Source organism: Variovorax humicola, assembly GCF_037889915.1.
Classification (GTDB): Bacteria; Pseudomonadota; Gammaproteobacteria; order Burkholderiales; family Burkholderiaceae_C; genus Variovorax; species Variovorax humicola.
Genome location: NZ_JBBKZV010000037.1, coordinates 1 through 25,213 on the forward strand (window position 1 = coordinate 1; position 25,213 = coordinate 25,213).

Consider the following 25,213-nt stretch of genomic DNA (forward strand, 5'->3'; position numbering starts at 1 on the left):
CCGCAGTGCGAAGCACGGAGCTCGCGTCATGGACATCCTGGACATCATGCGCACCGGCCCGGTCATCCCGGTCATCGTCATCGACAGGCTGGAGGACGCGGTGCCGCTGGCGCGCGCGCTGGTGGCCGGCGGCGTTCGCGTGCTCGAGTTGACCTTGCGAACGCCGGTGGCACTGAAGGCGATCGAGGCCATCGCCAACGAGGTCGAAGGCGCGATCATCGGCGTCGGAACGATCACACGGCCGGAGGACTTCGACGCCTCGCTCAAGGCCGGCGCGCTGTTCGGCGTGAGTCCCGGCTTGACGCCGGAACTGGTTGCCGCGGCATGGGACAGTGCGCTGCCCTTGCTGCCCGGCGTGATGACGCCTTCCGACGTGATCGCGGCGCGCACAGCGGGCTTCACGGAACTCAAGCTCTTCCCGGCGCAGCAGGCCGGCGGGGTCGGCATGCTGCAGGCCTTGTCCGGCCCCTTCCCCGACCTGCGGTTCTGTCCGACCGGCGGGATCAGCGGCACCACCGCTGCGCAATTCCTGGCCTTGCCCAACGTGGCCTGCGTCGGGGGTTCGTGGCTGACGCCGGGCGACGCGGTCGCCTCTCGCGACTGGGGCCGCATCACGACGCTCGCACGCGGGACCGCGGACCTGCGGCCGGCCGCTCATTGACAGACACCCTCTACCCAAGGATCGACCATGAAAAAAATCGTTCTCCTTCGCCACGGCGAATCGACATGGAACCAGGAAAACCGCTTCACCGGCTGGACCGATGTGGGCCTCACCGACAAGGGCCTGGCGGAAGCACGCGCGGCGGGCCGGCTGTTGAAGCAGGAAGGCTACGACTTCGACGTGGCCTACACCTCGGTGCTCAAGCGGGCCATCAAGACGCTGTGGACCGCGCTCGAGGAGATGGACCGCATGTGGATCCCGGTCCACCATTCCTGGCGCCTCAACGAGCGCCACTACGGCGCGCTGCAAGGCCTCAACAAGTCGGAGACCGCGACGCAATATGGCGACGCGCAGGTGAAAATCTGGCGCCGCGCCTACGACGTGGCGCCGCCTCCGCTCGCGGACAGCGACCCCCGGATCGAGGCCGGCGATCCGCGCTACGTCGAGCTGGGTTCGACCGGATTCCCGCGCACCGAGTGCCTGAAGGACACGGTCGCGCGCTTCCTGCCCTATTGGCATTCCACCATCGCCCCTGCCGTGCAGTCGGGTCGGCGGGTGGTGATCGCAGCGCATGGCAACAGCCTGCGGGCGTTGATCAAGTACCTCGACAACGTGTCCGACACCGACATCGTCGAGCTGAACATCCCCACCGGCCAGCCACTGGTATACGAACTCGACGACGAACTCAGACCCTTGCACCACTACTACCTTGGTGACGAGGAGGCGATCAACGCCTCCCTGCAGGCGGTGGCCAATCAGGGCAAGTCGGGCGCCTGAGGAATGGGCGCCGTGAGCAATTCCACATCCGGCGGATCGGATTTCACCTTGCACCGCATCGTCATCGTCGGCGGGGGCTGGCAGGCTCGAGTGGGCCACGCGCCCCGCGAGCGGCGTGAAGTCCCGGTGGCGCCCTGCGTCGACCGCACCGAACCCGCGTCCAGCTGCATTCAGCGCGCGAAGCGATCTCGCCGCGCTCACTCTTACGCAAGAAGGAACCTTCACATGCCCAAAGTCAATTCATTCGATCTGCTCCTGTTCGGCGGTACTGGCGACCTCGCCATGCGAAAGCTGCTTCCTGCCCTTTACTTCCGTCACCGCGACGGCGACCTGCCGCCGCATGGCCGGATCCTGGGCCTGGCGCGCGAGACGCTGAGCCGGGCCGAATTCATCGAGAAGGTGAAGTCGAGCTTCGACAAGTTCGTCGCCGTCGCCGACATCGACAAGGCGACCTTCTCGACCTTCGCGGAGCGCCTGGACTACGCCAAGGTGGAGGCGAACACGCCGCGGGATTTCGGCGTGCTGGCCAAGTCACTGAAGGACTCGCCGGCGGAGGTGCGCGTCTTCTTCCTGTCCACCGCGCCGGACTTCTTCGCGCCGATCTGCAAGAACCTGGCGGCCGCCGGGCTGGTCGACGCGAACTCGCGCGTCGTGCTGGAGAAGCCTCTGGGGCGCGATCTGGCCTCCGCGCAGAAGATCAACGAGGACGTGGGCAGCGTGTTCACCGAACCGCAGATCTTTCGTATCGACCACTATCTGGGCAAGGAACCCGTTCAGAACCTGCTTGCGCTGCGGTTCGCCAACGCACTGCTGGAGCCGCTGTGGAACCGCACCTGGGTGCGCAACGTGCAGATCACCATCGCCGAGCAGGTGGGCGTGGAAACGCGGGGTGATTTCTACGACCGCACCGGTGCGCTGCGCGACATGGTGCAGAACCACCTCCTGCAGCTGCTGTGCATCGTGGCGATGGAGCCGCCGACATCGATTGATCCGGACGCGGTTCGCGATGAGAAGCTCAAGGTCCTGCGCGCGCTGGCACCCATCATCACGCAGGCCGACGTGGGCTCCTGCACCGTGCGCGGCCAATATCGCGCGGGAACGGTCAACGGCGCCGCCGTGCCCGGATACCTCGATGAAGCCGGCATCCCGCCCGACACCTCGACGGAGACCTACGTGGCCATCCGCGCCGAGCTCGAGAGCTGGCGTTGGTCGGGTGTTCCGTTCTACTTGCGCACGGGCAAGCGAATGGCCGAACGCGCGGCCGAAATCGTCGTGAACTTCCGCAGCGTGCCGCATTCGATCTTTCCGTCCGCGGGGAAGGATTCGCTCGGCAACCGGTTGGTGATCCAGCTTCAGCCGGAGGAGGGACTCAAGCTCTTCATGATGGCCAAGGTACCCGGCGACACCATGAACCTCAGGCCGGTCGGCCTGAACCTCGACTTTGCCGAGCAGTTCAAGCAGCGTCCGATGGAAGCCTACGAACGCCTGCTGCTGGACGCGATCCGCGGAAACCTGACGCTCTTCATGCGCCGGGACGAGCTCGACGCCGCGTGGCGGTGGTGCGAGCCCATCCTGGACGGCTGGGAGGCCTCCGGCGAAATGCCCCGGCCGTACAGCGCCGGCTCATGGGGACCCGCTGCCTCCAGCGCACTCGTCGGGCGCGACGGTGCGGCATGGCGCGAGGAGTCCTGAGTCCTCACCCGCATCACCATGGCGATCCGTCCATGCGCAACCACCCTCCCAGACACACCATGAACACACCCCGTTGCGACCAAACCCAAGCCTGGGCCGCCCTGCGCAGCCACTACGAAGGGGATGGTCACCAGTTCGATCTGCGCGAGGCCTTCGCCAGCGATCCCGGCCGCTTCGACGCGCTGGTGGTCGAGGCTCCCGGCATGTTTGCAGACTTGTCGAAGAACCGCATCGACGCCGCGTCGATGAAGCTGCTGATCGATCTGGCGAGAGAGTGCCAGCTCGAGAAGCGGCGCGACGCCATGCTGGCCGGCGCCGCGATCAACACCACAGAGGACCGCGCCGTGCTGCACACCGCGCTGCGCGCGCCGCGAGGGCAGGGTCCGTTCAGCGACGACGTGCACGGCGTGCTCGACGCGATGCTCGCCTATGTCGAGTCGGTGCGCCACACCCGGGCGAGCGGCATCCGCCACATCGTGAACATCGGCATCGGCGGCAGCGACCTCGGGCCGCAGATGGCGGTACCGGCGCTGGAGGCCTTCGTGCACCCGGAGCTCGGCTTCCACTTCGTCTCCAACGTCGACGGCCACGACATCACCTCGGTACTGCGCCATCTGCGTCCAGCGGAAACGCTGTTCGTCATCGCGAGCAAGACCTTCACGACGCAGGAGACCATGGCCAATGCGCATGCGGCAAAGGCCTGGTTCGTCGCCAACGGTGGGACCGACACGACGAAGCACTTCGTGGCGACGACCACCAACGTCGCGGCGGCGGCCGAGTTCGGCATCGAGACGACCTTCGGCTTCTGGGATTGGGTCGGCGGCCGCTACTCGCTGTGGTCGGCCATCGGCCTGCCGATCGCCCTGGCGATCGGCGCGGACAACTTCCGCGCCATGCTGGGCGGCGCCCACGAGATGGACAGGCACTTCGCCACCGCGCCCCTCGCGAAGAACCTGCCGGTGCTCCTGGGGCTGATCGACGTCTGGTATCGCAACTTCCACGGCTTCACGAGCCGTAGCGTCGCGCCTTACCACCAGGGGCTCAAGCGGCTGCCGGCGTACCTGCAGCAACTGGAGATGGAATCGAACGGCAAGTGCGTCGACCTCGATGGCAACGCCTTGCCCTTCGCGACCAGCCCGGTGGTGTGGGGCGAACCTGGCACCAATGGCCAGCACGCCTACTTCCAGATGCTGCACCAGGGCACCGACGTGATCCCGGTCGAGTTCCTGCTGGTCAAGCACCCGACGCACGACCTGGCCGACCAGCACACGAAGCTGCTGGCCAACGGCCTGGCGCAGGCACAGGCATTGATGCTGGGAAAGCGCTCGAGCCAGGCCATGGCGGAGCGCGCTCCGACCGCCGCGAAGTCACTGGCGCCGGAAATCGTCGCAAGGCATCGGACCTTCCCCGGCAACCGGCCCAGCACCACGCTGCTGCTCGACCGGTTGACGCCCCACAGCCTCGGCGCGCTGATCGCGATGTACGAGCACCGCGTCTACACGAGCGGTGCGCTTTGGGGGATCAATAGCTTCGACCAGTGGGGCGTCGAGCTCGGCAAGGCGCTCTGCGGCGACCTGCTGCCGCGAATGGCAAGCGGCAACACCGAGGGTCTTGATGCCTCGACGGCGGGTTTGATGCGACGGCTACTGGATTGATCGGGACGCGCAACATGCGGGCCTGCGCCACGTCGCCGCGCTTGAACGCAGCCATGCCGGCAGGCGCCAGTGCTTTCGGATGATTGGGGTCGATGGCAAGCGCCGCGTCGATGGCCTGTTGGGCCGGGCCATCCAGATCGCCATCACTTGCCAATGCAAGTGCGTCCGCAATAGTCGGCCAGCAATTGCGGCTGACCGGGAGCAAGCGCCAAGGCCTTCTGGTAGGCCACCACGGCGTCCGTGCCCGCGCGCGTACACGCGACGCAATCATGGATGGCATGGGGCGTGGCCGGAATGCTGATCGTCGGCATGCCCGCAGCGGCATCGGCATGGCCTTGTGCGCATGCCCCGTTGAGCCGTGGGCGTTCGGGATCCCGTCTTGAAATGCTGCAAGCCGGGACGAATTCAGCCCGGGCGGCCCTCGGTGAGATGCCTGACGACCGCATCGCGACCGAAGCGTTCGGCCGCCGCCCCGGCGGGGTCAATCCAGTCCGGCAAAGGCAGCAACAGGTAGGCCGACAGGCCCTCGAGTCTCGGCTCGTAGGTTTTTCGTAATTGCTGGATGACTTGCAGGGTGGCCTCGTCATCGTGCCAGGCGGGCAAGATTCGACGAATCGTGGGCGAGAGATGACCAAGCGCCTCGGCACCCATCCGGCGGGCCGACACCTGGCGCACAGGGGCCACGCGCAGCGACTCGCTCGCCTCGTCGAGGATGCGCCTCAAGGCCGAGAAGGTGGCGGTAGCCTGATGACGCCGTGCGTGGTCAGCCCCGGCAATAAGCAGCGTGCACACGTCCAGCACGACCGCCAGGGAGCCTAGCCAGGAATGGCCCTCGTGTTGCGATCGGTAGTACGCGAGCATCGGATACACGGCGTGACTTTCAATCAGATCGCTGCCCCAGAGCTCCCAGTCCCTGAGCCAGCGTTCGAGCGCCTCGGGGCTGTCATGCACATGCCAGCCGAGCAGGGCTGCGGCCGTCGGTGGCGACCCGGCACGCGCGGAGAATTCAATGAGCTGGAGATCGCGACGGGTGAAGTGCTGGTAAAGCACGGGCAGGTAGCCGATGGTCAGCGCGATGAATCCGAAGCCGGTGCCGGCTTCGACAATCACCAGCAGTCGTGCAAGCGAATGGTGCGGGACGATGTCGCCATAGCCGAGCGTGAAGAAGGCGTCACCGCTGATGATGATCTGGTCGATCAGCGCGTCGGCGCCGGCAGCCGGCACCAGGCGCTGCAGCGCCCATTGCATCAGCCCAAAACCGACGATCAGGCTTGCGCCCCAGAGGGCGAAGAGCATGACCATCGACAAGGGGCCGTAGACTCCGATGAAGTCCTCGCGCCGACGACCGGTGGGCCAAAGGTTGGCGCACCAGGCCCAGACGTCCCAGGTGCATTTGAAAAAATAGCGGTTTAGCCGTACCCGCCGGCGCACCGGGCGCGGCAGCAGTACCACCTCGAAGGCGTCTATCAGAGTAGCCAGAACCAGGATGACGCCGAGCAGGAGGGCGAACGAGGGCATAGAAACAGTCCAAGGAACTAAAAGCCCATCATCGATGAATGACCTGCTACCGTCCTGGCCAACTACCCTATTCCTCGAAGACGTCGGTCCTGGGCGGATTTAAAAAGGACGGCGAGTCGCATTGCAAGCCTCGGCAGCTATGCGCTGTGCAATGCGACCGAACAATGTTGGAGCAGCGACGAGCGCAAGCCCATCCGACCTCAAGCGCAGGCGCGGAGTCCGTGGGTTCTCTCGCTGGTGTCTGCCCGAATGTCTGCCGGCCGCAGCGGGGTCATTGTTCCGACGAATATTTCGGCTGCGCCGCGCCTGCCAGCGCTTCGAGTGCGGAACCCACACCCGAGATCCGCAACGAGCCGAGTATTTTCCTGAACAGCGGCCGATACACCTCGTCGGCTTCAAAGCCAGCGAACGCGTCGCGATTGGCCAGGAACGCGGCGTCGAGTGCGGCCCAGTCGTGCGCAGTAAGTGCCTTCTCGGCAAGCGGCAACACCTCGGTCTCCTCGATGTGCATGTGTTCGAGACAGCGGTCGACGTATTGCCTCATGGAGGTCTCGAACTTCTCGCGGCGTGCGTCGCACTGGTCGGTATCGCTCATCATCTGGAAGCCGACCAACTCGTGCTCGAGGTCGCGGATCGATTGGTCACCGCGCGCGTGGTCCCGCTCCAGGCGGTCGAGCACCGCGTCGGTACTCGCGTCGTGTCCGCGCAGACTCGGAAAGAGCAAGCGGCTCTCCTTGGGGTGATGCAGCTTTTCATGAAATTCATCCACGTAGAACAGCATGGCGTGCAGCGCGTCGAAGTCGGGAAGGGTACTTCGGCGCTTGTGCTCAGCGAGCAGCAAGGAGATCGTGCGCAGCATCGCCGACAGGGCACGATGCTCGCGACGGATGATGGTGAGGCTGGCGTGCGTCATGGCGCGATCTCCTGCATGGTCATGCGCCTAGGATGCCGCGTTCCGAACCGCGTGGCTTGAGGCAGATCAAAAGATCGCAGGGATCGACGGACTTCATCGCAAGACCGTCGGTTTCCGGCGCGCAGTTTGCGCCGCACCTTGGCGCTGACGAGCCCCGGCGATTGGAGGCGCCGAACACCGCGGTGGGCCGACGTCGGCAGGCGGTCGAGACGGCGAATGCGCAACGTGGGTCTCCTGGATGGAAATCCCTGCACGGACCGACCAGGCGACGTTGCAAGGGCGGCGCGACCGGCCGCTCCTGGCCCGCTCCTGGCCGGCCATCACCAGCCAATCAATTTGGATGCCAGAGAGCCGCCGCTCGAGGCCGCTTTCGACCCCGAAGCGGTCAGTGCCGTCAGGGATTCGACGACTGCAAGCAGCCGCTCGACGCTCCAGACCAGCGGCGGCGCGGCAGCGCTGTCCGCTGCAATCGGTTGTCAGGTTTCATTGCGCCCTTGCCGCCGAAGTACGACATGGGTGGCTTTCTCCGACGCAACGAACTGAACGCATTCGTATCCCAGAGCGCGCATGTCAGTCCCCTCGAATAGTCGCTCTCCCCCGCCAAGCAGGACCGGCGATATCGCGACGTGCAACTCATCGATGAGGCCTGCACGAAGATATTGCTGGACAGTGTTCGGTCCGCCGCCAATGCGCACATCCATTTCGTTGGCTGCGTCGCGCGCCCGGTCGAGCGCCTCGTGAATGCCGCCTGTAACGAAGTGAAATGTCGTTCCGCCTTCCATCTGGATGGGCGGGCGCGCGTGATGCGTCAAGATGAAAGTTGGAACGTGATAGGGCGGGTTGTCCCCCCACCAGCCTTTCCAGCTCATGTCGGGCCAGGGACCACGAATCGGTCCGAACATGTTTCTTCCGAGAATCCAGGCACCCACATTCTTGAAGCCCCGCGCGGCGAAGTCGTCATCGATCCCCGTTGATCCACCGTCGGCGCCGAACAGGGCTCGTTGAAAGGTGCGTGTCGGGACTAGCCACTGATGCAAGTCTGTCCCGCCCACGCCGAGCGGATTCCTGACGTCCTGATTCGGACCAGCTCCGTATCCGTCAAGCGAGATGGTAAAGCCCTCAACTCGGACGCGTGTCATTTTCATGCCTTCCTTTCTATTGACGCCTGAACGTAGAGATTACCGCTGCGCGGAGGCGAAGCACCCAGAGTGGACAGTGAAGGTTTCGCGGCCAAGGTGCCTTGCCATTACGGGTCCGCTTGAGCGAGGGGTCATGCGTAGCCCTGCTTCGAAGCCGCGATGCTTGCTCGCCGCCATGTTTCTCGCTGGCGGGCCTCTGGGGCACGCAGCGACGGCGGCGACCCGCCAGTTGAAGGTCAGCGTCTCCTGTTGCGGAACCGCAGCGGACCGTGGCCTGCCGGTCATCGCCGTCCAACGCGGTTGTCGGAAATAAGGAAGTGGCTATTCGGGGACTCGCGCCATCCGCCGCGGGGCAGAAACCATAGTGGGCGCCTCGGCGGCCGTTCAAGAAATAATGCGGGTAGAGATCTGTCCGCGCAAGCCGCGTGCTTGCCCTAACTGAACGAGGTTCGCTCCGAGTTCGCATCTCGCCAGGACGCGCATTGCGGGGTGGGACGGCGGGGGTACCATGCATGCAACTATGGATCCGCTCTACAGGAAGGCCATTGCACAAGGGTTGGCGGGGATGGCGGTATTCGTCGCCTTGATTTTCTTGCCCGCGGGCACGTGGCACTACTGGCAAGGCTGGCTCTTTATCGCAGTCTTTTCGGTCTCGACCATCGCCTTCACGGTCTATCTCGCCCTGTACGACAGGCCGCTTCTCGAGCGCCGTATGAATGCCGGACCACAGCATGAGAAAGAATGGTCGCAGAAGATCATCGTGTCGCTCATCATCCTCGCCTTTTTTGTCGGTCCTTCAGGGTTTGGAGTGGGTCGCCTGGGGAAATTCGAGCGGCTGCAACCGACATGAAACTGCCCAATCGCACCTTCGTGAATTCCCTCGATGCCTCGGAAAGCGAGCGCTGGTGCGGGTTTCCGGTCTGGCGGGGCTGTTTGTGCCTCCAAGCGACCGGAACTGCCGCGGCGTTTTGACCCACTGGAAAGTCCGAAGGACCTTTTTGTCTTTATCACTTTGCCTCCACTCGACTACCGCGTCGGCCTCTCGCCGGTGCCCGCATACCTGTCCATTGTTGGAGACATCGTGATCGTATTGTCCTTCCTCATTATTTTCTGGGTGTTGAAGGTCAATAGTTTTGCTGCAGCCAACATCAGTGTCGCGGATGATCACAAAGTGATCGACACCGGCCCCTATGCGTATGTGCGTCATCCCATGTACGCAGGCGCGCTCTGGCTATTCATCGGCATGCCGCTGGCGCTTGGCTCGTGGCTGACGATGTGTCTCGTCCCACTCATCCTGCCGGTACTTTTCTGGCGGCTTCTCGATGAGGAAAGAATCCTTCGCCGCGATCTTCCCGGCTACAACGAATACGCAAGCCGTGTGCGCCATCGTCTCATACCGAACATCTGGTAGGAATCGCTGGACGCCCTTGGGCCGAGGCCGTGCGACCGCTGGCGTAAAAGGGCTGGCTCGCGGCGGAGGAACGTCGACCGCATCCTTCGCGTATGGCTGTTCGGGCAACTCATCGTCGGGGCGACGTCGATGTACCTCACCACCGAGCGCGATGAAAGAATGAAGGCGATGCGAGGGTTCCGGAAGACGCGCGGATGACTTCCAGGGCTTCTACAATTTCGATTGCGGTCATCCCTCGAGGGCCGACGCGCTTAGCGAATGAACGCACGAACTCCCTATCTCCAAATTGCCTCCAGCGGCGTCCATGGCCTGGGCGTGTTTGCAACACAGGATCTGCCCGAAGCGACGCTCCTGGGCACCTATCAGGGACGGCGGTTCTCTCCGGAGCAACTCAGTCGGCGACGCTGGGACGACAGCCTGACTTACTTGTTTTCGTTATCGAATGGCGACACGATCGACGGGAGCAGGGGTGGCAATGCCACGCGGCATATCAATCATTCCTGTGCGCCGAACTGCGAAGCGGTGGAGGAGTGGGATGCAAGGGGCCGATTGGTGCTGAGGATCTATGCGCTCAGGCCGCTGTGCGCAGGCGAGGAGGTGTTTCTGGACTATGGCCTCATCGTCGACGAGTCGTACGATGCAACCGACTACCGTTGCTTTTGTGGTGCGGTCTCGTGCCGCGGAAGCATGGTGGCGCCCGCCGGCACGTCGGCATGACGGACCTCGTGGCGGTGAGCGGGCACGCAGGCTCACGGTAGCGCGGGAGCAAGGCCGGCAAGGCACGATCGGCAGCAGCGTCGGCGGACCACCGCAAACCCAGAGAGCAGCCGCGGGACCGCGGGGGCTGCGACACCCGATCAGGGCAGGGCTTCGGCGGACCCTTCGCGTCACCGGCCAACGAAGAGTCGAGCGAAGTGTGCCGTGCTGGGCGAGTTCGATACTCTGTGAGCGCCTCACCGGCCGCCACCGCATGCGCCCCGACCGCTGAAACTGGGCTTGTCGCAGGGCACGCTGCGGGCGTTGGGGCGCCTGGAAGTCAGAAAGCAGTCCAAGACAATCCACCATACACGCCACAAGCAGTCGATTCGGTCACTCGACGACGCGAGTAGCCTGCAACAGAAGTGATGGCGAAATCGTCAGGCCCAGCGCCGTCGCGGTCTTCACGTTGATGAAGAGGTCGAGCTTGGTCGGCTGCTCGACCGGCATTCGGGCCGGATTGGCGCCCTTCAGGATCTGGTCCACATAGCTGGCGGTCCGGCGAACCATCACATTCAGATCAGGCCCGTAGCTCATCAATGCCCCCGACTCGACCCACGGACCCCAGCCCGCCACCACGGCAATCCGCTGCCGTGCCGCGAACTCCAGGACCCGCTGCCGGTTGATCGTCGTGAGCCTCGACGACACCACGACGATTGCTTCCGCCCGTTCCGCCGCCGCTGCCTGCAAGGCCGGATCGAAGTCGCCCGCACTCCTGACTTCGAGCGACTGGACGTGAATGCCGAGGACCTTTCCCGCAGCCTGGGTCTCGCGGTACTCGGGGTCGATATGGTCGGGATTCCAGAGCACCGCGACCCGCGAAATGCCGGGCGCGGCCTGCTTCAGGATCTGCAGCCGCTTGGCCGCCAACTCGGACGACACGAAGGTCACGCCGGTGATGTTTCCACCCGGTTTCGACAGGCTCGCGACAAGCCCTGCCTGCACGGGGTCCTGGCTGGCCGCCATGACGATGGGAATCACGTTCGTGGCGGTCCTGGCGAAAGGGGCCACGTCGCCGCCGAGCGCGAGGATGACATCCGGCTTCAGCGCAACGAGTTCACTGGCCAGGGCGGGAAGGCGCTCAGGCTTTCCTTCGGCAAAGCGGTACAGCGTCGTGAGATTCGCGCCTTCGACATAGCCCAGATCGCTCAATCCTTGCCGGAATGCAGCAGCGTTCGGATCGGCCTCGGGTGCGCTGAACAGCAACACGCCGACGCGCGCGACTTTGCCGGCTTGCTGCGCCTCGGCGGGAGGCGGGGCTGCAAGCAGAAAAAGAACCGCCGCGCTGACGAGAAACGCGGTGATCGTCGATCGCAAGAATGACCTCCATCGCGGTTTGTTCGGCGGCCAATAGGAGGCACACATTGCGCCAGTTCCGCGCGGAGCGCAACCCGAAGTGCCCGCTGCATCGCCTGCTCTGAAATCATCCGATGCTGACTATCCGCTTTTGATCTGAGACTCTTTTGTGATGGGCGCAGGCGCGCGAGCGGGATGAACGCTGCAATCCTTTCAGTGGGCGGTTTCAAGGCTGAAGCGCAACGGGGTTGAGTTATTGAATTGACGCTGGCGGTTGATGGGACGATGCCAGTGTTCGTGCGAACACTTCCAGCGGCGTGTGCCACGCGTGCGTGGCGCGAGGCCTGTTGTTCATGCTGTCGGCGATCCCGTCGAGCTCGTCCTGGCTGAACAGACTCAGGTCTGTTCCCTTGGGCATGTACTGACGCAGCAGGCCGTTTGTGTTCTCGCAGGTGCCGCGCTGCCAGGGGCTGTGCGGGTCGCAGAAGTACACCTTGACCCCCGTCTGGGCAGCGAGATCCGCGTGACGCGACATCTCCTTGCCCTGATCGTAGGTCAGGCTCTGGCGCATCGGCTCAGCAATCGAATTCAGCTTGGCAGAGAAGCCCGCAAGCGCCGAGGCGGCGGTCGCATCGTCCATCTTGGCCAGCAGCACCAGGCGGCTGGTGCGCTCGACCAGCACGCCCACCGAGGACTTGTTGCCTGCGCCCTTGATGAAGTCTCCCTCCCAGTGCCCCGGCATCACCCGGTCGTTCACCTCTGGAGGGCGCACGTGGATGCTGACCATGTCCGGGATCCGGCCGCGACGATACCTGAGCCGAGTGCGAGGCGTACGGCAACTCGCCCAGCGTGTTGCGCTCCAGCTCCCGGCTGATCGTCGACGTCGAGCGCCCGAGCATGCGGGCCATGGCCCGCATGCTCAAAGACTGCTGACACATGCTCGCTATCGTGATCCGGTCCTCGGGTTGAAGCTGCTGGTACCTGGTTCGTTCATTCATGTGCACACCTTATGCGATCAGGTGTTGCACTTCAGTTTTGAGTCCGCCGTGGATACCCTCGAAGCGACCGTGTACCGTGCAGTGCGGCCGCTGATCGCCCTGTCACTCTTGAGCCGTATTGGCGCGCTGACTAGATTGGGATCTGGTTCCACTTCCAGCGGTGCGGCATATGACGATATTCGGAAGCACACGCGTCTTCCTGATCCTGGGCGACCCGGTGGCCCAGGTTCGGGCGCCGCAGGTTTTCAACCATCTCTTCGAAAAGCACGGCGTCGATGCGGTGCTGGTGCCGGCACGCGTTGCCCCGGGCGAGTTCGATTCCTTCGCACATGCGGTTCTGAAGGCCGGCAATATCGACGGCTTGTGGCTGACCATTCCCCACAAGACGGCCATGATGCGAATGCTCGATCGGTGCGACGCACTGGGACATGCCGCCGGCGCCGTGAATGCGGCCCGCCGCAACGCCGACGGGTCGATCGAAGGGGCTTTGTTCGACGGCATTGGCTTCGCCAAGGGTCTCGACCACTGGAAGGTCCCGATTGCCGGTCGCCGCGTGCTGATCGTGGGTGCCGGTGGCGCCGGCGTCGCGATCGCCGCGACGCTCGCAGCCCGCGGCGCTGCCCGAATTGCCTTGGCAGTGCGCGATGTCCAGCGAGCGACCGAAATCGTGGAGCGGCTGCGCGCAGCGTTCAACTGCGACGTGGCGGCTGTGCCGACGCCAGACCCTGCCGGCTACGACCTGGTCATCAACGCCACGCCGCTCGGCATGCAGGCGAGCGATCCGCTGGCCTTCGATGTCGCGCGCCTCGACGATGGCAGTTGCGTCGTCGACATCCTGATGAAGAATCAGCCAACGCCACTGCTGCGCGCCTGCCATGCGCGCGGTATCGCGGCCTATCCCGGCTTCGAGATGCTGATCCAGCAGGTGCCTGAATACCTGTCGTTCTTCGGGTTGGACCATGTCGCGGCCGCAGTGCAGAGCGACCTGTCCGGCGTACGCGCGCTGTTCGAAGCGGCCCAGTGACCGGCGCTTCAGAGTAGCGTCCGCAGCGACAGGGCTGCGTGGCTCAAGGCAGGGACCCATCGGCTGATGACGCGCTCTCGTGGCCACGCGTTCATCTGCAAAGTCATGCCGATCGCTGCCACCACGGTGTCGCGGCGGTCGCTCAACGGCATCGCGACGCCGAGCAAGGCCGGGCCGAGGTGCTCCTCGATGATCCAGTAGCCCAGGTCGCGCGCCGCGCGCACGTGGCGCACGAACTCGTTTGGATTGGTCACCGTCTTCGAGGTGAAGGCAGTAAAGACGTGCTCGCCGATCCAACGCTGCAGGGCGTCGTCGCCGAGCGCCGCGAGCAGCGTGACGCCTGGCGTCACGAGGTGGGCCTGTACGCGCAAGCCTGGATAGAAGCCAACCGACACCAGCCGCGGGCTGTTGCTGCGCGAGATGTAGACCACGTCGTGGCCGTCCAGAACGCTCACGTTGACGGTCTCGCCGGTGCGTGCGGAAAGGTTCTCTTTGGACGGCTGCACGATGCGCGGCAGGCGTGTCGCTGCGTGGAACCGTCCGCCCACACGCAATACGCGCGGTGTCAACCAGAAGCGCTTGCCGTCGGTCTGCGCGTAGCCATGATGGCAAAGCATCAGCAGATGCCGACGGGCTGCGTTGCGACTCAACGAGGTGCGCACCGCCACTTCAGAGCCGCTCATCCGGGAATGATCGACATCGAACGCCTCGATGACCGAAAGGCCGCGCGCCAGGCCTTCGACGATCGGACAGTGTCGAGCGACAATCGGTCGCCGACGCCTGCGTTGCGAATCCACGTTCGTTCCATGGTATCTACCGATGCCCGATGACGCACTTGTGCCAAGCTCGTTCAGCGGACTCGTCATCCACCCACAGGACCCCTTGACAGACCGGTGTCCGCCTTGCGGCTCGTGTGGTTGTGCTCATGCGTGGCTCCGGTTGATGCCCCTAGGGTTGACTCGAAGCGCATCGGGAGCTGCGCCCGAGGACACGCTGCAGGCCAATGAGGAGATCGAAATGACATCGAAGCGACCAACAATCCTGGAATCGCGGCGCGCTGCGATTGTTACGGCCATCGCCACCTTCGCCGCCCCGCTGACGGCGCAGTCCCAGGCGGCGCCAGGCAGGGTTCGCCGCCTGGGCTACCTCAGTGGTTCGGCGCCCGACCCGATCACGTTGCGCAACGCGGTCAATCCGTTTCGCCAGGGGCTGCGCGAGCTTGGCTACATCGAGGGGCAGAACCTTGACATCGCATTTCGCTGGGCAGATGGCAAGTATGAGCGGTTGCCCAGTTTGCTGGACGAATTGATCCGGCTCGCTCCAGACGTGCTGGTGACCGCCGGCCCGCGCCCAGCGATGCTCGTCAAGGACGCAACAAAGACTCTCCCCGTTGTCGCCATCGCGGTCGATGACCCAGTTCAAATGGGTCTGATCACGAGCCTGACGCGGCCGGGCGGTAACGTCACCGGCATTTCGGCCGCGTTCGACGGCATTCTGCAAAAGCGCCTGCAACTGCTCAAGGACATCTTCCCGACAGCGCGCCGGTTTGCCGTGCTGTTCCATCCGGACACAGCGTCGCCCGAGGGCCTCGCCCGGGCCGTTCCAGGCTGGCAACAATCCCTTGGCGTCGCGCTGCAGTTGGTGGAAACGCGCGGCCCGGATGACTTCGATTCGGCGTTCGCATCGATGGCCAGGGAGCGCGTGAACGCTGTTGCCATCCTTGCCGACGCCATGATCTGGACCCAGCGCGCAAGACTCGGCGAGTTGTGCCTCAAGTATCGGCTGCCGTCGATCTGGGGTGGCGCGGCCTATCTCGACGCCGGCGGCCTGCTTTCCTACCAGGGCGACTGGCCCGCCATGTTTCGCCGCTCTGCCGCGTTCGTCGACAAGATCCTCAAGGGCGCAAAACCGGGCGACATCCCGTTCGAGCAAGGCACCAAATTGGAACTCGTTGTCAACCTGAAGGCCGCCAAGGCGCTTGGCGTGACGATTCCGCAGAGTGTGCTCGTGGCTGCCGACGAACTGATCGAATGAAACGCCGCGCGGCCGGCATTCACCGTCGACAACCAGATCGTTGCCAGCCGAGACAGACCCCAGGGAAGCATCGAATGACCGACCGCCGCTGCTTTGTCAAGGCCGATGCGACCCTCATCCCCGCTGCCGCGCTTGGCGGCTTCATGCACGGGGTGTCGCGGCCGGGCTATCAGCCGCTGGCAGGCTTCTTCGGCATGCCGCCGCATGTCTTCATCACATATCGCCGATGGTCGTCTCGCCACGCCCGGCGAACTCATTGAAGCCACCCGCGGCGTGCCGACGAATGCCGGCAACGCAATGCGCGCGCCGACCTCGCTGCCACTTCGCCGGATACTCCCACGGAGGCTTGCTCGCTTTGGTCGCGCTGGGGCGTTCGGCAGCTGTCTTGGTGCTGTGCGTTCCGGCCTGCGTAGGTCAGAATTTGGCCAAGCCGACTTCTTCCCAATGGCCCTGGCCGGGGATAATCGCATCCCGATCGAGCTTGCCATTGAACCGGCGGTGCCAGGGTCAGTTGCCGGCGACATGGTCCGGATGACGCCGCTCAGGCACGCGCTTCGCGCCGGTTTTGACGAATCTGGAGGTCTGACAATGACATCTGTGTCGCGCTACGCTGCTTCGTCCCGCTGGCTGCACTGGCTGACCGTGCTGCTGCTGCTCGTCATGATTCCAGTCGGCATCTGGATCGGCTTCTTCGAGCCGACCGAAGAGGCTTTGAAGATGCGGCTGTACAACGTGCACGAGAGCCTGGGCGTGCTGGTGTTCGTGCTGGTGCTGATTCGTATCGTCAATCGCCGCCTCAACCCCCCGCCGCCGCTGCCGGCCGACATGCCGGCATGGATGCGGTCGGTCGCTCATGCGAACCATATCGGCCTGTATGTGCTGCTGGTCCTGATGCCGGTGATCGGCTTCCTTGCCACCAATGCTTGGGGCTTTCCCCTTTCGGTTTTCAATGTGTTGCCGATCCCGTCCCCGCTGGGCAAGGACGAGGCGCTCGCCAAGGTGCTGTCGTTCCTGCACTTGTGCGGGGCGATCGCGATCGGGCTGATGATCCTGGGACATCTGGCGGGCGTGGTGCACCACACTTTCATCCGACGCGACGGGCTGTTGCGCCGAATGCTGTGAAGCATGCCGCAACGGCTTCGGCAATGAGTGCCGGCCTGCGTTGGCGTCGCGCTGGCTTCGCGCTCGCCGTCGCAGCCACGGGGCTCGGCCTTGTCTGGTTAATGGCTGCGACGCTGTTCGTCGAAAGGGTCGATGCGACGGGCTTGGCGATGCTGCTGGCCTTCGCGGTCACGCTGCCATGGACGGTGGTCGGCTTCTGGAATGCGGCCATCGGCCTGGCGCTGATGGGCTTCAGCCGCAATGCGGCCGGCCTGGCGGCGCCGCATATCCAGGCCGCCGACCCGCGGCAGCGCATCGAGGCGTCCACGGCGCTGCTGGCCTGCGTCCGCAACGAGGACGCGGGCCGGCTCTCTCACAATCTGGCCTGGATGCTCGAAGGCCTGATCGACAGCGGTGAGGCTTCGGCCTTTCGCCTTTACGTCCTGAGCGACAGCGACGAGCCCGAGATCGTGGCGGCCGAGGCCCGCATGATGTCCCAACTGCAGGCGCGCTTCGGCGCGGCCATCGCGCTGCGCTACCGATGCCGCGAGCAGCCGCATGGCTTCAAAGCCGGCAACATCCGCGATTTTTGCGAAAGCTGGGGCCCACTGCACGACTACGCCATCGTGCTCGACGCCGACAGCCTGATGACGCCGCGGGCGATGCTGCGGCTGGTGCGCATCATGCACGCGCGGCCCGCGATCGGCATCCTGCAGACGCTGGTAACCGGGCTGCCCAGCGCCAGCGCCTTCACGCGCATATTTCAGTTCGGCATGCGGCTGGGCATGCGCTCCTACACGCTGGGCGCGGCCAGTTGGCAGGGTGACTGCGGTCCTTATTGGGGACACAACGCCATCTTGCGTCTGCAACCGTTCACTGCGCACTGCAAGCTGCCGGAGTTGCCCGGCCCGCCGCCGCTCGGCGGCCCGGTGCTGAGCCACGATCAGCTCGAGGCCGTGCTGATGCGGCGCGCTGGCTATGAAGTCCGCGTACTGCCGGACGAGGAGGGCAGTTGGGAAGAGAACCCGCCCAACCTGCTCGAATTCATCCGGCGCGACTTGCGCTGGTGCCAGGGCAACATGCAATACCTGCAATTGCTCGCGATGCCTGGGCTTCGGCCCGTCAGCCGCTGCCAGCTGTTGTTGGCGATCGCGATGTATCTGGGCGCGCCAGCCTGGCTTGCCTTCATGGTGCTCGGGCTGTGGCGTGAACAGCCCTTCAGGCCGGACCTCGGGCTCGCACTGTTCCTCATGATGCTGGGCATGAGCGTGGCGCCCAAGCTCGCCACCCTGGTCGACGTGCTTCTGTGCGGTCCACTGCGTCGCGCCTATGGCGGCGCACCGCGCATCGCTTGCGGCATCGTGCTCGAATTCGGCTTCTGGGTGCTCACGGCGCCGGTGGTGGCCATGGCCGTCACCGCATTTTTGCTCGGACTGCCCTTCGGTCGCCGCGTCGGCTGGGTTGCACAGCAGCGAGACGTACAGCGCATCGACTGGCAGGTTGCGTTGCGCGGCCTGTGGCCGCAGACGGCGCTGGGCCTCGTGCTGGCTGGCGTGGTGTTGTTGCGGACGCCGGGCGCGCTCTGGTTCTGGTCGCCCATCCTGGCCGGACTGATCGGATCGATCCCGTTCGCGTGGTTGAGCGCGCACCCGGCGGTCGGCCGCTGGCTCATGCGTTGGGGCCTGTGTCGCATACCGGAGGAAGCTTCGACGGCACCTGGGCCGGGGCCGCTGCGCAGCTTGCCGGTACAGGCGTCGGTGGCGCCGTCTGCCGTACCGGCTGCGGAATGAAGCGGCCGATGTTGCCGCGGCGCGTGGAACGAAAAACCAGCCCCTACGGATTCAATTCGAGCTCGCAATTCGGCAAGCACAGGGAGTTGACGTTCAAAAGGGGTGATGCACTCACTGATTCGAGGAAGCACAGAGCCGCGATCTGGTGCGGGGGCTCCGGGAAGGCATTGCGCCGCTGGGCGTCTGCTGGGATGCGGCCGACCTCGAAGGGTTCCAGACGCGCCCCTACCGCAACGACCACCTGGCCATCATTGCCCATCCGAAACATCCCATCGCTCGCCTGAAGCGTTGCGCCTTCGAGCAGACGCTGGCGTTCGACCACGTCGGTCTGCCCGCCTCGACGGCGGTGCACACCATGCTCGGACGGGCTGCGGCGATCATCGGCAAGCCGATCAACTACCGCGCGGTGGTCAGCACCTTCGACGCGTCGCTGCGCTGTGTTCGTGCAAACCTCGGCATCGCTGTGGTGCCGAGCGAAGTGGCACTCCCGGTCGCGGGCAGTTTCGGAATCAAGGTGCTGCCGCTGTCCGACAAATGGGCGCAGCGACAGTTCGCGCTCTGCTTCCAGGACGAGAAGAGGCTGTCACCGGCGGCCCGGCTGTTGGTGACTCATCTTGAAGGCCTTTCAAGGCCGCAGCGACCGCCTGGCAAGAACAGCCTGACATGAGATCAACATGTCGTACATGAATTCACATCCCAAGCTTGGTAGCGGGCAGTCCTCGGATGCATCGCAGCTACCAGGCGGCCCGCGCCGCCAGGCTGACACCGGAAGTCTCGCTGCGTACCTTTCAATCACTGAACCTCGTCGCACCAGACTTTGAATCCGTCCAGCTCGTTGGGGCCGAAGGTGCTGGACAACGCAACGTCGCTGGCGTCACGCCCCTGCGCAATCAGCACGCGGCCGACGCGGGGCACGTTGTTACGCGCATCGAAGGTGTACCAGCGGTCACCCAGGAAAGCCTCGAACCAACCCGCAAAGTCCATCGTGCCGTACGGCGGCAGGGTCCCGACATCGCCGAGGTAGCCGGTGCAATAGCGGGCCGGAATGTTCAGGCAGCGGCATAGGGTGATCGCCAGGTGCGCATAGTCGCGGCACACGCCTTGCCCTTCCTTGAAGGCTTCAAAGGCCGACCGGGTGCGCCGGGCGTGCTGGTAGCCGAACTCGATGTGCTGGTGCACGAAATCGCAGACCGCCTGAACGCGGCCCCAGCCGGTCGGTCCGGTCCCAAAGCGCTGCCAAGCAAAGTCGGACAGCAGGTCGGTTTCGCAGTAGCGGCTACCCAACAGGTAGAGCAAGGTGGACTCGGGCAGGTACTCCACCGGCGTCTGCGGCGCCGAGGGCGCGACGACGTCCAGCGCGCCGCTGTCGTGGATCACGGTATCCGTACTCAGTACGAAGCGGCCCGCGGGTGCGACCAGGCGTGTACACCAGTTACCAAACAAATCGCGGTACGCAGTGGTGGGCACGGCCGGCTTGGTGAGCAGATGGTCCGGGCGCAGGAGATCCGAGGCGCGCGAGTAATGAATGCTGAGGGTCAGGATCATCGGCGTCGGCTGGGGAAACAGGTAGGCGATTTCAAAACCGAGCTGGATTTTCATCAGCCCATGATGCGCCTTGATTCGCAATTCCGCAGATCTGATCGGTTTGGTTCACGAAAAATATCCGCGCCGCTGCTCGTGCGAATCAGATCTTGAGCGGGAGTTCGGGATGACGCAGCGATATTTCTATTCTGAAAACCCGTGCCGCGACAGTGTCTTGTCGAGGCCTCACAATCGCGCCCCCGATCTTTCGACAAATACCTCCCATGCGACAACTCTCCCCGGCCGGCCAGCAGGTCATCAACGACATCGCGCAGCGCCACGGCTTCAGCGTTGAAGCGACGCTCAGCATGCTGGACTCCGTGATCAATGGAAACGGCAGCCAGGCACAGTTCAATCACCCTGAATTCTCCGGCTCCGGCCAATGGATGCGCGGCGGCATGATCATGCTGTCGGACATGTTCAACAACTACCTGAAGGGCCGCGTCGACGGCCTGTGCAACGACTTGTCGAACCTGGTCGCCAGCCAGCCCGACCTGGTTCGCAGCGGCAGCTTCCAGTCGCAAAGCCAGGGCGGTGGCTACAACATCGGGCAAGCACAGACGAGCTATGGCGGTGGCGGGCAGCAGCAAGGCAACGGCAACTTCGGCCAGGCGAGCCTGTTCGTGCCCGGCACTACGAACGACTGGTGGCCTTCCGACCTGCGCTTTCCCAACAGCACTGGCGCACAGAACGGCGTGCGCTATGCCTACTTCGCGCAGGCGCGGCGCTTGGCCATCGAGGTCAATGGACGCGTCACTGTGTACAACACGCTCGACCACCAGATCGGCGGCTTCGGGCAGCAACAGTCGTACGGCGGCACCCTCAGCTTCAACAGCCAGTACGGCTTGATCGACGTCGCCAGCCTGCCCGTGATCTCGGTCGATGGCCTTGCGCCAATTGTGGAGTCATCTGCCGCGCCGTTCAATGAGCCGGTCAACCCGCTGGCCACCGCGAGCAACGGCAATGGCTACAACAACGCGCCCGCTGGTAACCAGCAGGACGTGTTCGCCACCATCGAGAGGCTGGCCGACCTGCGCTCCAAGGGCGTCATCAGCGATGACGAGTTCGCCAACAAGAAGGCGGAGTTGCTCAGCCGGATCTGAAGCGGGACGGAAGGTCAGTCAGCGAGCGGCGCGAGTTGATTGCGGATCCATTTTTAACTCGATGGCTGCAGGCGTCAGGAGACATTGTCCTGCCAGGCGTAGCTCGACGAAGGGTTCGAAGCGCCAGTCCCGGCTCGATCACTGGAGAAGCAGCGATCCCCGCCACCATCGGCACGCCGCCAGTCTGATGCGGAAGATCACGCGATCGAGCGCTGGCAGCGTGAACCTGCCCCGGCATTGCTGCGGCTGCGAGGCAAAGCGGGCGCGAAGTCTACCCAGGGGACGAATCGGCCTTTCGCTCCGACGCTGTGCACTGCGGGCCGTGGGCGCCCAAGGCCTGGCAAGCGCGTGTCAGTTCAACGTGCATATGTTGCCGTTCGGCGTACGCCATCGCACGTTTCAATAGGGCCTGGCCCTCGTCGATGCGGCCCTGTGCCTGGGCTCGGGCGCCTTGAAGCCGCCACTGCAGGATCGCTGCCGGCGGAAAGCGCCGCACATGCATCGCCAGCGCAGGCTCGAACGCCCGCCACGCTTCTTCCAGGGGCCCTTGCTCGGCGCTGCTGGATGGTTCATGCGCGCACAGCGCCAGCAAGGTGTCGCCCAGTCCCGCGTACCCCTCATGCGCCCACCACGCACTTTGCATGCGACGGGCAGCTGCCACGCCGGCGTACACCGCCGCCCGTGCTGCCGGGACGTCGCCGCTGCGCCAAGCGAGTCGCGCAGCCAGGCCGAGGCGACGTAACGTGTAGGCGGCGTCGATGTTCTCCATTTCCGTCATGGCAAGCACGGCGCGTTCGTAGTGGCTGCGCAACATGACGTCATCGATCGGTTCCAGGCAGAGTCCCACTTCGACCAGCCCGATCGGGCCCCATGCGCGCCACGATTCCCCGGGGCGGCGCAGGGCCAGTTCATCGAGTTCGTGGAAGCGCCGCAGGGACTCGTCGAGCCGCCCCTGGAAGAACGCCAATTTCGCGGAGAGCGCGCGCATGTTCATTTCCTGCCGGCCACAGCGCAGGCGGGCAAATTGCTCTGCCGACGCCTCCAGTTCCTGCGCCAGGGTGTCCCAGTCGCCCAGGCCGGCGAGCACGACACAGCGGCTTTCGCTGAACAGGGCACTCACGCGCAGGTCGCTGGAGGGCTGGCTCGCCTGCAGTTTCTGGGCCCGCGCCACCAGCCGTCGCGCGATGGCGGGGTGCCCCGCGGTCGAGAAAGCAAGCGCGCTCGATCCCACGCGAAGACCGCCGTGCAGGCGCAAGCGTCGAAACAGTACGTCGGCCTCCAGCGAGATGCGCATCAAAGGGCGCTGGTCAGGCGAGAACACCAACAAGCCCATGGTGCAGTAGAGACTGCGCAGGACCAGGGCCGAGAAGGCGCCACGGGACGGGTCGTGCGTCGGCCATTCCTCCAGGGCGAGCAAGCGGCGGGTCGCCGGCATCAGCTCGGCCCAGGGCGTCTGTTCGAGGTCGGCATTGCACAGCCCGAGTTCGGCCAGCGCATGGATGTAGCCGCGCAGTGCGGCCCTGGACGCGCCACAACCGTTGAGCAGTTCGGCGCGCCGCAGCCCCCAGCCTACCCTCTGCCATCGCGGCAGCTCGTCAGATGCCAGCGCCTGCGCCAGCAAGGTCGCGGACTCGGCTTGCCGATCGGCGTGCAGCAGCATGGCTACGGCGCGGTCGGTCCAATCCGCCGCACGCGAGGGCTGCATGCGCCCGGCAACGAGGCGCGCCGCAGCCATCAGCGTCGGCGCCGAGCCGCAAGCGCTGTCGGCCAGCGTCGTCGCCCTGGCGGCAGCCCCTTCATCGTCCGCTGGCAGGTCGGAAAAGGGCGAGACCGATGGCATGCGCTCGTCCAGCCATTGCACGACCCGCTCCATCACCATCGGCTGGGCCGTGGACGCGCCGGGCTGCCGCCGCAGCCAGGCCAGCAGCAAGGGATGAAATCCGAGGCGCCCGTCGCCTTTCGCGTCGCCGCTGCGCATCAACCAGGAATGCGCGCGCAACGTCGCCAGCGCGGTGTCGCCGGCGCCAACGACGCGCGCCAGTTCGGCATCGAAGTCGCCCGGCAGTTGCGACAGCCGCAGCGCGGTGTCGCGCGCGTCTGCATCGAGCAGCGCCCATGAGTCCTCGAGCACGGTGTCGAGGCTGCGGTGCTGATCGGTCTCGTCGCGGTCGTCGTCGACCAGCGGATCGCCTTTGTCGAGGTGCTCGAGCACGGGTGCCACGCCAGCGGTGTGGACGCTGCGGGCCGCCATTTGCAGTGCAAGAGGGAGGCCCCCGACGAGACGACAGATGCGTTGCACGGACTCGGCCTGCGCGTCGGCATCGAAGCCCGGTACGAGCCGCCGCGCGGCCGCGCTGAACAGCCGCACCGCCGGCGCCATGCCCAACCCACCGAGTTCCAGCAACCATTCCTGGCCTCCGCCCACCCGCACGCGCGAGGTGGCCAGTACCTTCACGCCCGGCGCGCGCTCGCGCAGCATTGGCTCGAAGGCGCGCGCCGCAGGGACTTTCTCAAGGTTGTCGAGCACGAGCAACAGCGCCCCCGCGACGTGACGGTCGGCACCGGTGCGCGCCACGATCTGCTGGATCAGGCTTTCGGCGTCCTGCAGCGCGCCACCGCCGTCGCCACGGCCGCTGAGCCAGAGCACGCCGTGACGGCAATGCGGCCCCCACGCTTCGGCGGCGGACTGGGCCAGCCGAGTCTTGCCAACGCCGCCCGGGCCCGTGATCGTGAGCCAGCGGCAGGCCGGGTCGCCCAATCGCTCGCACGCGAGCTCGAATTCGGCTTCGCGGCCGATCAGGTCGGGCCCGGCGGGAGCGATCGATGGTGGCGTGTTCGCGGCATTTTCGGCGGGCGGCTCATGCAATGGCGCCGCCACCGCCTCTGGCGACACGCGCGCGGCCTTCGGCGCACCGGCGTCCGAATGAATGCGTGTGTAGAGCGCGTAGCACTCGGCCGACGGCCTGGCGCCCAGCCGTTGGAGGAGCGCGGCGCGGCAGGCTTCGTATTGCGCGATGGCGGCCGTGCGACGGCCGGTTGCCGCCAGCAGGCGCATCAGCGCCATGTGCGCCGCCTCGTCGGCGTCGTCAACGTCGAGCAGGCAGCGGGCTTGCGAGGCCGCGTCGTCGAGTGCGCCTGCGGCTTCACTGCGTCGAAGCAGATCGTGGCGCAGCAACTGAAGCTCGCGCTGGGCGCGCGGACGCGCTTGCGCGAGCCATTCCTCGAAGCCCTCCGCGCTCCCGACTTCGAAGCCATCCAGCAGCGGCCCACGCCAGGCGTCCGCCGCCGCGCAGCGACAGGCAGGCGCCATTTCGGGCGATGACATGGCCCGGGTCAAGGCGTGCAGGTCCACTTCCCATGCCGCGCCGGGCGCAAGGCCGATTTGTTGAGCATCGACCAGCAACAGTTCGGGCAACCAGCGGCGCAAGCGCGAGAGTGCACCACGAAGGTTCGATCGGGCCGATGCTTCGTCCAGTTCGCTCCAGAGCATCGAGGCGAGCTTCGTGCGGGCGACCGAGCCACCCATCGCCGCAAGGTAGAAGAGTAGCGCCTGTTGCTTGGGCGCAAGCAGGCGCGTCAGCGCCTGGCCGTCCAGTTCGAGCCGCCCCTGTCCCAACAGCAGTACGCGCAATCCCTGCACTTTCAGCCTCTCGATCTGCGCATTGCCACGCAGAAGACACGCTGCAAACACGCCGCAAACACGCTGCAAACACGCCGGGGTTCGATGCTAAGCCCGCAAGTCTGCGTAGCGTCCGTCCACCTGA

The 25,213-nt window shown here is 65.2% G+C and carries 21 protein-coding genes and 3 pseudogenes; 14 read left to right on the forward strand and 10 right to left on the reverse strand.

Annotated elements, in window-relative coordinates:
* The first annotated feature begins 28 nt into the window (after positions 1-28).
* The 4 genes from eda to pgi all read left to right on the forward strand — a co-directional run bounded on the left by eda (position 29) and on the right by pgi (position 4,785).
* Positions 29-661 carry a bifunctional 4-hydroxy-2-oxoglutarate aldolase/2-dehydro-3-deoxy-phosphogluconate aldolase gene (gene eda / locus WKW80_RS31955; protein ID WP_340367619.1) on the forward strand — a complete coding sequence of 211 codons (633 nt, stop codon included), beginning with the start codon at positions 29-31 and terminating at the stop codon, positions 659-661.
* Between the two features lie 27 nt (positions 662-688).
* Positions 689-1,438: a 2,3-diphosphoglycerate-dependent phosphoglycerate mutase gene (gene gpmA, locus WKW80_RS31960; RefSeq protein WP_340367620.1), complete on the forward strand. Its 750-nt coding sequence runs from the start codon at positions 689-691 to the stop codon at positions 1,436-1,438.
* Between the two features lie 225 nt (positions 1,439-1,663).
* A complete protein-coding gene (gene zwf, locus WKW80_RS31965; RefSeq protein ID WP_340367621.1) occupies positions 1,664-3,130 on the forward strand; it encodes a glucose-6-phosphate dehydrogenase in 1,467 nt (488 codons plus the stop codon).
* 59 nt (positions 3,131-3,189) lie between these two features.
* The gene (gene pgi, locus WKW80_RS31970; RefSeq protein ID WP_340367622.1) at positions 3,190-4,785 is read left to right on the forward strand and encodes a glucose-6-phosphate isomerase; all 1,596 of its coding nucleotides are present in this window, start codon (positions 3,190-3,192) and stop codon (positions 4,783-4,785) included.
* Positions 4,786-4,928: 143 nt separating this feature from the next.
* On the opposite strand, the gene WKW80_RS31975 is transcribed toward pgi, so the two are convergent.
* From WKW80_RS31975 to WKW80_RS31990, 4 genes are all read right to left on the reverse strand, one after another.
* Positions 4,929-5,096 carry a hypothetical protein gene (locus tag WKW80_RS31975; RefSeq protein WP_340367623.1) on the reverse strand — a complete coding sequence of 56 codons (168 nt, stop codon included), beginning with the start codon at positions 5,094-5,096 and terminating at the stop codon, positions 4,929-4,931.
* A gap of 94 nt (positions 5,097-5,190) precedes the next feature.
* Complete coding sequence (locus WKW80_RS31980; RefSeq protein WP_340367624.1) at positions 5,191-6,303, reverse strand: potassium channel family protein; 1,113 nt, start codon at positions 6,301-6,303, stop codon at positions 5,191-5,193.
* Positions 6,304-6,574: 271 nt separating this feature from the next.
* Complete coding sequence (locus WKW80_RS31985) at positions 6,575-7,216, reverse strand: hemerythrin domain-containing protein (RefSeq protein WP_340367625.1); 642 nt, start codon at positions 7,214-7,216, stop codon at positions 6,575-6,577.
* A 476-nt stretch (positions 7,217-7,692) separates the two neighbouring features.
* Complete coding sequence (locus tag WKW80_RS31990; RefSeq protein ID WP_340367657.1) at positions 7,693-8,355, reverse strand: dihydrofolate reductase family protein; 663 nt, start codon at positions 8,353-8,355, stop codon at positions 7,693-7,695.
* Between the two features lie 520 nt (positions 8,356-8,875).
* On the opposite strand from WKW80_RS31990, the gene WKW80_RS31995 reads away from it, so the two are divergent.
* From WKW80_RS31995 to WKW80_RS32005, 3 genes are all read left to right on the forward strand, one after another.
* Positions 8,876-9,205, forward strand: a complete 330-nt coding sequence (locus tag WKW80_RS31995; protein ID WP_340367626.1) for a hypothetical protein — start codon at positions 8,876-8,878, stop codon at positions 9,203-9,205.
* A gap of 33 nt (positions 9,206-9,238) precedes the next feature.
* Positions 9,239-9,766, forward strand: coding sequence for a methyltransferase family protein (locus WKW80_RS32000; protein WP_340367627.1), 528 nt, complete (start codon positions 9,239-9,241; stop codon positions 9,764-9,766).
* Between the two features lie 258 nt (positions 9,767-10,024).
* Positions 10,025-10,483, forward strand: coding sequence for an SET domain-containing protein (locus WKW80_RS32005; RefSeq protein ID WP_340367628.1), 459 nt, complete (start codon positions 10,025-10,027; stop codon positions 10,481-10,483).
* Positions 10,484-10,855: 372 nt separating this feature from the next.
* Here WKW80_RS32005 and WKW80_RS32010 read toward each other — a convergent pair whose 3' ends face one another.
* The 3 genes and pseudogenes from WKW80_RS32010 to WKW80_RS37505 all read right to left on the reverse strand — a co-directional run.
* Positions 10,856-11,839: an ABC transporter substrate-binding protein gene (locus WKW80_RS32010; RefSeq protein ID WP_340367629.1), complete on the reverse strand. Its 984-nt coding sequence runs from the start codon at positions 11,837-11,839 to the stop codon at positions 10,856-10,858.
* Between the two features lie 232 nt (positions 11,840-12,071).
* Positions 12,072-12,653, reverse strand: a pseudogene (locus WKW80_RS32015) (IS30 family transposase); the annotation flags it as partial.
* A gap of 76 nt (positions 12,654-12,729) precedes the next feature.
* Positions 12,730-12,816, reverse strand: a pseudogene (locus WKW80_RS37505) (hypothetical protein); the annotation flags it as partial.
* Positions 12,817-12,985: 169 nt separating this feature from the next.
* On the opposite strand from WKW80_RS37505, the gene WKW80_RS32020 reads away from it, so the two are divergent.
* Positions 12,986-13,840 (forward strand): shikimate dehydrogenase family protein, encoded by an 855-nt coding sequence (locus tag WKW80_RS32020; protein WP_340367630.1) that lies wholly within the window; start codon positions 12,986-12,988, stop codon positions 13,838-13,840.
* Between the two features lie 8 nt (positions 13,841-13,848).
* Here WKW80_RS32020 and WKW80_RS32025 read toward each other — a convergent pair whose 3' ends face one another.
* On the reverse strand, positions 13,849-14,637 hold the full coding sequence (locus WKW80_RS32025; RefSeq protein WP_340367631.1) for an IclR family transcriptional regulator domain-containing protein: 789 nt from the start codon (positions 14,635-14,637) through the stop codon (positions 13,849-13,851).
* Between the two features lie 22 nt (positions 14,638-14,659).
* On the opposite strand from WKW80_RS32025, the gene WKW80_RS32030 reads away from it, so the two are divergent.
* The 5 genes and pseudogenes from WKW80_RS32030 to WKW80_RS32050 form a co-directional block, all read left to right on the forward strand.
* Positions 14,660-15,874 (forward strand): ABC transporter substrate-binding protein, encoded by a 1,215-nt coding sequence (locus tag WKW80_RS32030; RefSeq protein ID WP_340367632.1) that lies wholly within the window; start codon positions 14,660-14,662, stop codon positions 15,872-15,874.
* A 74-nt stretch (positions 15,875-15,948) separates the two neighbouring features.
* Positions 15,949-16,134, forward strand: a complete 186-nt coding sequence (locus WKW80_RS32035) for a hypothetical protein (protein WP_340367633.1) — start codon at positions 15,949-15,951, stop codon at positions 16,132-16,134.
* Positions 16,079-16,996 (forward strand): cytochrome b, encoded by a 918-nt coding sequence (locus tag WKW80_RS32040; protein ID WP_340367634.1) that lies wholly within the window; start codon positions 16,079-16,081, stop codon positions 16,994-16,996. Before WKW80_RS32035 ends, WKW80_RS32040 begins: the two co-directional genes overlap by 56 nt.
* 23 nt (positions 16,997-17,019) lie before the next feature.
* On the forward strand, positions 17,020-18,765 hold the full coding sequence (gene mdoH / locus WKW80_RS32045; protein ID WP_340367635.1) for a glucans biosynthesis glucosyltransferase MdoH: 1,746 nt from the start codon (positions 17,020-17,022) through the stop codon (positions 18,763-18,765).
* Between the two features lie 121 nt (positions 18,766-18,886).
* A pseudogene (locus WKW80_RS32050) lies at positions 18,887-19,432 on the forward strand (LysR substrate-binding domain-containing protein); the annotation flags it as partial.
* Positions 19,433-19,557: 125 nt separating this feature from the next.
* On the opposite strand, the gene WKW80_RS32055 reads toward WKW80_RS32050, so the two are convergent.
* Positions 19,558-20,364: a transglutaminase-like domain-containing protein gene (locus tag WKW80_RS32055; RefSeq protein WP_340367636.1), complete on the reverse strand. Its 807-nt coding sequence runs from the start codon at positions 20,362-20,364 to the stop codon at positions 19,558-19,560.
* 206 nt (positions 20,365-20,570) lie between these two features.
* Between WKW80_RS32055 and WKW80_RS32060 the strand changes: the two genes are divergently transcribed.
* Positions 20,571-21,449 carry an SHOCT domain-containing protein gene (locus WKW80_RS32060; protein WP_340367637.1) on the forward strand — a complete coding sequence of 293 codons (879 nt, stop codon included), beginning with the start codon at positions 20,571-20,573 and terminating at the stop codon, positions 21,447-21,449.
* 271 nt (positions 21,450-21,720) lie between these two features.
* On the opposite strand, the gene WKW80_RS32065 is transcribed toward WKW80_RS32060, so the two are convergent.
* Complete coding sequence (locus WKW80_RS32065; protein WP_340367638.1) at positions 21,721-25,089, reverse strand: AfsR/SARP family transcriptional regulator; 3,369 nt, start codon at positions 25,087-25,089, stop codon at positions 21,721-21,723.
* Between the last annotated feature and the right edge of the window lie 124 nt (positions 25,090-25,213).

Excerpts from the sequence above, each read along its gene's own strand:
- WKW80_RS32040 (WP_340367634.1), top strand. The coding sequence starts at position 16,079 with ATGTCTTCATCACATATCGCCGATGGTCGTCTCGCCACGCCCGGCGAA.
- WKW80_RS32060 (WP_340367637.1), top strand. The coding sequence starts at position 20,571 with ATGCGACAACTCTCCCCGGCCGGCCAGCAGGTCATCAACGACATCGCG.
- WKW80_RS32020 (WP_340367630.1), top strand. The coding sequence starts at position 12,986 with ATGACGATATTCGGAAGCACACGCGTCTTCCTGATCCTGGGCGACCCG.
- WKW80_RS32005 (WP_340367628.1), top strand. The coding sequence starts at position 10,025 with ATGAACGCACGAACTCCCTATCTCCAAATTGCCTCCAGCGGCGTCCAT.
- WKW80_RS31990 (WP_340367657.1), bottom strand. The coding sequence starts at position 8,355 with ATGACACGCGTCCGAGTTGAGGGCTTTACCATCTCGCTTGACGGATAC.
- WKW80_RS31975 (WP_340367623.1), bottom strand. The coding sequence starts at position 5,096 with ATGCCGACGATCAGCATTCCGGCCACGCCCCATGCCATCCATGATTGC.
- WKW80_RS31985 (WP_340367625.1), bottom strand. The coding sequence starts at position 7,216 with ATGACGCACGCCAGCCTCACCATCATCCGTCGCGAGCATCGTGCCCTG.
- WKW80_RS31980 (WP_340367624.1), bottom strand. The coding sequence starts at position 6,303 with ATGCCCTCGTTCGCCCTCCTGCTCGGCGTCATCCTGGTTCTGGCTACT.
- WKW80_RS32035 (WP_340367633.1), top strand. The coding sequence starts at position 15,949 with ATGACCGACCGCCGCTGCTTTGTCAAGGCCGATGCGACCCTCATCCCC.
- pgi (WP_340367622.1), top strand. The coding sequence starts at position 3,190 with ATGAACACACCCCGTTGCGACCAAACCCAAGCCTGGGCCGCCCTGCGC.
- WKW80_RS32055 (WP_340367636.1), bottom strand. The coding sequence starts at position 20,364 with ATGAAAATCCAGCTCGGTTTTGAAATCGCCTACCTGTTTCCCCAGCCG.
- gpmA (WP_340367620.1), top strand. The coding sequence starts at position 689 with ATGAAAAAAATCGTTCTCCTTCGCCACGGCGAATCGACATGGAACCAG.
- WKW80_RS32030 (WP_340367632.1), top strand. The coding sequence starts at position 14,660 with ATGCCCGATGACGCACTTGTGCCAAGCTCGTTCAGCGGACTCGTCATC.
- WKW80_RS32000 (WP_340367627.1), top strand. The coding sequence starts at position 9,239 with ATGCCTCGGAAAGCGAGCGCTGGTGCGGGTTTCCGGTCTGGCGGGGCT.
- mdoH (WP_340367635.1), top strand. The coding sequence starts at position 17,020 with ATGAGTGCCGGCCTGCGTTGGCGTCGCGCTGGCTTCGCGCTCGCCGTC.
- eda (WP_340367619.1), top strand. The coding sequence starts at position 29 with ATGGACATCCTGGACATCATGCGCACCGGCCCGGTCATCCCGGTCATC.
- zwf (WP_340367621.1), top strand. The coding sequence starts at position 1,664 with ATGCCCAAAGTCAATTCATTCGATCTGCTCCTGTTCGGCGGTACTGGC.
- WKW80_RS31995 (WP_340367626.1), top strand. The coding sequence starts at position 8,876 with ATGGATCCGCTCTACAGGAAGGCCATTGCACAAGGGTTGGCGGGGATG.